The following is a 5,546-nucleotide window of genomic DNA, read 5'->3' as shown; positions in this document are numbered from 1 at the left end:
AAGCAGTTTTTTGAAAGGGCTTCCAACTTCTCATTTCAAGTCAGATATTCTTTTTTAGGATCTTTTGTTAAGGATGTCTCTTTTTCTCGACCCGTTCATGAAGTGTTTTTCCAAGGTTTGAATGCTCTTTTTTCACAATTTTATGGGCGAAAATAGCCTTTTCTTCATTATTTTCAAAGATGCCTGAAAACCGGTTAAAAAGCAGAATAGAGGTTTCAAGCAGCATTTTCTGCGCAGATATATCTCCCTGAGCCAGATTTCCTGCGTGCCTGAGAAGTTCTGCAAACTGTTCAAAGATTTCGAGAAGTTTCTGTTTATCTTTCATGTCCCTTACTTCATCGGCCATTCTAGAAAGGTACTGCTTACTTTCAAGTTTTGCTATCTCAGGTCTGTCGCTGAAAAGAATAAACAACAGGGCCTGATAAAATGGATAATAAAACTCCGGAATATGAAAACCAACAGAGGCTTCAAATGCTTTTTTAAAGTAGTTGACTGCTTCTTTTAGCCCAAAAATATAAGTAGCTTCGTTTTCTGCCTTTAAAGCCCTCCAGAGAGAAGCTTTTCCAAGCGAGCGGAAAGCATACCTTCTGACATAAACGTATGGATCATCAGTAAGCGCCTGAAGATCTCTCCAGGCCTGGGTTTTATCCGGCACATAGAAAAAGGCAGCTCCAAGAGCTCGCGTTGCGACTAGCTTCACAAAATTATCACTGTGAGCCGAAAGCCTTATAAGATCCTCCCATGCCTTTTTTTTATCAGGGGCTTCTGCATACCTGGATGAAAGAGCAATGACAGCTCCCTTCCGAACTCTCCTATCCTCAACTGACGCAAGCCTAATAAGCTCGTTCCAGGCTTTCTGTTTATTGTCAGAATATTCAAAAGCAACTGAAAGGAGTTCTGCAGCCTTTTCCCGAAGGTGGGCATCCTTGCTTTCAGTTAGCTTGGCTAGGTCGAAAAATACTCCTGACTTATCCTCAGTATTTTGAAAAGTAGGGAAAAGTAACTCTACGGCGCGCTTTCTGACATTTGTATCTTTATCCCCTGTCATCTTAAGGACTTCATTCCATTCATTCTGATTTTTGTCCGAGTTTCGCGAATAATCTTCTTTTTTTGATCCCACTCCATAGATTCCTGCAGATTTACCTTTATCATCTTGTTTATTTTTCTCCACTTCTTCCAACTCCCTTTCATTTGTTTTATATTCATCAGAAATTGAGGACGAATAAAAGCAGGAGTTCTCGCAACTCTCCTGAGCACAGAACCATCTTTTTTCGGCCAGTAGCACAAGATTTGAATATATTTCGTTCCTGTCCGATAAATACAAAAAGACCTCACTGAGGGTATCAGCCTCAGTCTTTCGGATTTAGTCGTCCTCTTTCACCTATGAGTTTGACAAGTTATTTCCAAGCTGAATCTTTTTTCCTTTATCTACCAATTCCAGAAAAACATAATTAAAACGAGGAAACTTCTACCGCAAATGCAAATACCTGAAGACCTCATTTCAAACAAATCTTTCCATACCTGTTGCCATCCTATCTAAATATCCTTTATTTACAATATCCCAATCTAGCAGGTTTCCTCATATAAGTATTGATTCTGGATTTTAGCTGGAAGTAAAAAGTTATTAAAGTAGAACCGATAATTCACCGTGGCCTTTCAGAGAATTAATTGAAACCCTTATTAGATAAGCTAACTGGACAGTTGGACAAACCAATCCTCTTGATCAGGGTTTTATAAGTTTACTCTGGATTTCTTACAGGCTGTCCAAGAATTCGATTTCAGAGTAAAAAGGTAATGAAAAGAAAGCACTTAAGACTTTAACTTGAAAAAGAAAAAATCTGTCTATTTTTTTAGTAATTAGCAGACAGCCTGTTAATCCTTAATAAAAATACTCCTGTTAATTTACAAATTTCTGAAATAAGCTTTAAGACATTCAAACTTAACAGAAGAACTCTTTTTTCCTATCAGGAAAGGGAAATAGTTGTTAATAAGGAAAATTACAGGTATAAGGAAGAGAAGATTCAGCACAGTTAAGCTAAAAGCAAAAGCCAAATTGTAGTAAAAATACTCAAGTTCGACTCCAAAGCCCATAATTGCTAGTTTTATCAGGATATCCTTTAGAGGGAAATGAAGGGCAAGCACAATCAGGCTATTTCTTCCGTAATATTCCAGTATTTTTGAACCCCTGACGTTTTTAAACAGATAAACAAAGCCGAAGATTCCTGAGAAGGCCAGAAGATAGTATGAAAAGAAGTCCCCATATTTCAGCACATTCATATTGACCTTATCTGTCGTGGAAAACTCCGTAAGATACCCGAGATATAGCAGATTTAGAAGGATAAAAATTCCAGGAAGAAACTTATCAATCCTGGGGAAAACTGTTCTTAAGCTCGAACCTGACCCTCTCGAACTTAACTCTATCAAACCTGACCATTTCGAAACTGATCCCGAACAGAAACCGCCGAATTTTTCTTCTGGCTTCTGTTCATTGGGTTCTATGAATTTTCTAAATAAATTTCCAGCTCCGTAAAAGACTACAGATGAAAGAGTGACATCAGCGTTCCAGGGAAGCCTGAAAGGCACATATATGGAATAAAGATATCCAATTATTCCGGATACAGTAAGCCCGAGTACAAGCTTTTTTGGTTCCGAGTAATACTTTTTTGCAAATCCATAAAAAAGTAACTCGGTTACGAAAAGGCAGGTCAGGAACCAGAGGGGCGGATTATAAGAAATTAGAGGCCCCAGTGCATAAAGGATGGAATAAATACTATAGAAGGCACTATTTTCAAAAAAAGGAATATTTGTAATTCCTGGTTGGAATACAGTGTCTAACAAAAAGTAAAACAGACAGGTAAGTAATACAAAGCCGAAATAAGGCAAAATAAGCGACCTGCACCTCTCTTTTACAAAATTTACAGTCGATTCAGCATATTTTTCAAAGTCAAACAGGAAGCCGGAAATAAAAAAGAAAAGCGGCATGTGAAATGAGAAAATGTAAGTATCAAGTGCTACCGGCAAGCTGTGATGAGCAAGCACCACAAGCATAATCCCCATCCCTTTTAAAGCGTCAACCCAGTGAAGCCTCATGTTTCACCTAAGTGTAAACAGTGTTAACAAGATATAAATATTTGCTTATTTGGTTCTGTCAAATATACGGATGATATATAAAAATCGGAAGAGTTAGATACTTTATCTACAAATAGAACACTTACTGATTGTATTTATCGTATTTTTACCAAAAATATTTTTCTTATATATATAAATACAGAATAATTTTTTTCATTGAAATCTTTGGCTTGAAAAAAATATTTTTTTGGAAAGAATTTTTGTTATAAATAATTTAAAATATTTTAAATTATTAGTATATTATGGAGTTGTGAAGGCGGAGTAGAAGGGTAAACTAGAATCTACCACACCACATAAAAATTGCCTGAATAATTACCTATACTTCTTTGAGCAGCGTTTGGGGGAACACTGTTTAAAGGGCTGTTGGGGATACAGCCCATGTATGCGGTGATCTCGGGCTCCCTACATTACTCTTTCTACTGCCTTCTCACTTCATGTTCCTCCTTGATATTTTCCTATTTTTTTAATCTGTTTTAATTATAGCAAGCTGTTAAGATCTAAAACTCTGTTAGTTCTGTAATTTGATGTGTTTCCTCTCTCCTATCTACTTTTAACATTTCTTCACTTAAAATAAAACTTGTTTTAGAAAAGTCTCAACGCGTAGTTTTGTTGTAAAAAGTTGTGCATAACGAAAAATGCTTTTACAGAAAGCCCACACACTTTATTAATATAAAATTGTTGTTTGACTTTAAAATATTTTATGCTAGCCTGCCTTTTGTTCAGAAAAAATATTTCATATAAATAATTTAAAATAATTACGAGGATAATTGTGTAACTACTGGGAGAATTATTTATTGTAACATGAAAGGAAAGTTAATTGATATCGGTTAGTCGATAGTGGAATCAATATCAAATTATGCGGTCCCAGAATATTAAAATCTATAAATTGTGTAAATGTTTTTAAATTCGATTCAATTGAATCAAATAATGCTTTATTGGCTAGAAGGAGGGATGGGAAAAATTAACAATGTATTTAAGAGCAGCTGACAGAAGCAATCCGAACATAACATAAAGATTGGAAATCCTTTGAAGGCTAACAAAACATTTAAACAAAATGCAGTATGTATACAAATTGCTAAAAGTATAACTGATTTAGGAGTTGAATCTATGACCCACCATAAAGAAGAAAAGAAGGTAGAACCAAAGGAAGAAGAAGCCAAAGTTGAACCGATACACCCCTCTGAACAAAGAGGAGGTAAAAAGAAAGGTCTTCTTGACACCTGCAAGTAAGCAGGCTCTTATCCGCTAGTGGGGTGAGTCTTTAATAATATAAGAAAATAAGCACATCCCTTATTTAAAAAAATATAAAAAGATATTAGTGCTTGGTTATTTGATAACCCTCCACGGCACATAAAACCATATGTCTTTTAAGGTTTCATCCCATAGCGAATTCAATCTTTTGTTATTAAAATTTTCAGATAGTCAGTTCTGAGTTTTGGATTGTTCTTAAAAACTGAATAAGTCTAGCAATGGGAAAGTTTAATTAAATTGCTTTGAAAATACTAACTTAGAGGAAACGGGTGAAAGGTTTATGGGTGTATCTGCAAAAGGGGAAAGATATCTCTGTGAGATATGCGGTAACGAAGTTGTAGTAGAAGAAGTAGGTGGGGAGTTCTTGTTTGTTGTGGCCAGGAAATGACCCTTATTAATGAGAAATAAGATCATCTATATAAATTGATTAATAAATTATACTCTCATGCATTTTAACCAAATTTTCGGATAAATAAACAACTTTTCTTACCTGGAGGAAAGCTTATGAAATGCTATGAATGTGCCAGAGAAGGTAGAAATACTGACGCTGTTGGGATTTGTATTGCATGTGGTAGAGGGGTTTGCAAAGAGCACCTTATTCGTGAGGAAACTCCTGTCTGGGAAGGAAATTACCCAATTGAACTCAAACCTGACCTTGAGCACATTAAAAGAATTTTGTGTCTTCCATGTCATGAAGCACTGAAGGAAAACTGCCTATTTAATGAGGTTTGCTGAGGTGGTCAAGAATGCTGAAATGTTATGATTGCTCTGAAGAAAATAAAGTAAATGAAGCAGTAGGTGTCTGCATTGTCTGTGGAAAAGGCCTTTGTATGGAGCATATAAAACAAGTAGAGTTACCAATGAAAGGAGGATATCCACTTCCCCATTTGACGCTAAAGAAAGATCTTCCTAGAATGATGTGTCGTGAGTGCATTGACACCACTTTTGGAGACAGCTGCGTCTAAAACAAACTATTTTCAAAATTTCGACTAATCGTGTTTTAGACCAAAAGCAGATTTCCCATTCAGTTCTATTGATATTAAGTTTCTAGCTTTATAGAAATTCTCAATTTCATCCAAAACAAATTTATAATCTTTTTATTTATGTTATACACTAACATTTTTACTTTTATTTCTTTTACTTGATTGTAAAATTTTCTTGCTTTA

At 35.4% G+C, this 5,546-nt stretch carries 6 protein-coding genes; 4 read left to right on the top strand and 2 right to left on the bottom strand.

Annotated features, from left to right (window positions below; translation table 11 throughout):
* Positions 1-67: 67 nt before the first annotated feature.
* The gene (locus BP621_RS05680; RefSeq protein WP_292388443.1) at positions 68-1,171 is read right to left on the bottom strand and encodes a HEAT repeat domain-containing protein; all 1,104 of its coding nucleotides are present in this window, start codon (positions 1,169-1,171) and stop codon (positions 68-70) included.
* 731 nt (positions 1,172-1,902) lie between these two features.
* Positions 1,903-3,090: an acyltransferase family protein gene (locus BP621_RS05675; protein WP_292388442.1), complete on the bottom strand. Its 1,188-nt coding sequence runs from the start codon at positions 3,088-3,090 to the stop codon at positions 1,903-1,905.
* A gap of 1,146 nt (positions 3,091-4,236) precedes the next feature.
* Between BP621_RS05675 and BP621_RS05670 the strand changes: the two genes are divergently transcribed.
* The 4 genes from BP621_RS05670 (at position 4,237) to BP621_RS05655 (ending at position 5,345) form a co-directional block, all read left to right on the top strand.
* The gene (locus tag BP621_RS05670) at positions 4,237-4,359 is read left to right on the top strand and encodes a hypothetical protein (RefSeq protein WP_292388441.1); all 123 of its coding nucleotides are present in this window, start codon (positions 4,237-4,239) and stop codon (positions 4,357-4,359) included.
* Between the two features lie 301 nt (positions 4,360-4,660).
* A complete protein-coding gene (locus BP621_RS05665; RefSeq protein ID WP_292388440.1) occupies positions 4,661-4,768 on the top strand; it encodes a desulfoferrodoxin in 108 nt (35 codons plus the stop codon).
* A 116-nt stretch (positions 4,769-4,884) separates the two neighbouring features.
* Complete coding sequence (locus tag BP621_RS05660; RefSeq protein ID WP_292388439.1) at positions 4,885-5,115, top strand: DUF2180 family protein; 231 nt, start codon at positions 4,885-4,887, stop codon at positions 5,113-5,115.
* Between the two features lie 11 nt (positions 5,116-5,126).
* Positions 5,127-5,345, top strand: a complete 219-nt coding sequence (locus tag BP621_RS05655; RefSeq protein WP_292388438.1) for a DUF2180 family protein — start codon at positions 5,127-5,129, stop codon at positions 5,343-5,345.
* Positions 5,346-5,546 lie beyond the last annotated feature (201 nt).

Source organism: Methanosarcina sp. UBA5 (assembly GCF_002505485.1).
Lineage (GTDB): Archaea > Halobacteriota > Methanosarcinia > Methanosarcinales > Methanosarcinaceae > Methanosarcina.
This window is presented reverse-complemented; position numbering and strand designations above follow the sequence as displayed.

Coding starts and splice junctions, on each gene's coding strand:
- BP621_RS05675 (WP_292388442.1), bottom strand. CDS start 3,090: ATGAGGCTTCACTGGGTTGACGCTTTAAAAGGGATGGGGATTATGCTT.
- BP621_RS05670 (WP_292388441.1), top strand. CDS start 4,237: ATGACCCACCATAAAGAAGAAAAGAAGGTAGAACCAAAGGAAGAAGAA.
- BP621_RS05665 (WP_292388440.1), top strand. CDS start 4,661: ATGGGTGTATCTGCAAAAGGGGAAAGATATCTCTGTGAGATATGCGGT.
- BP621_RS05660 (WP_292388439.1), top strand. CDS start 4,885: ATGAAATGCTATGAATGTGCCAGAGAAGGTAGAAATACTGACGCTGTT.
- BP621_RS05655 (WP_292388438.1), top strand. CDS start 5,127: ATGCTGAAATGTTATGATTGCTCTGAAGAAAATAAAGTAAATGAAGCA.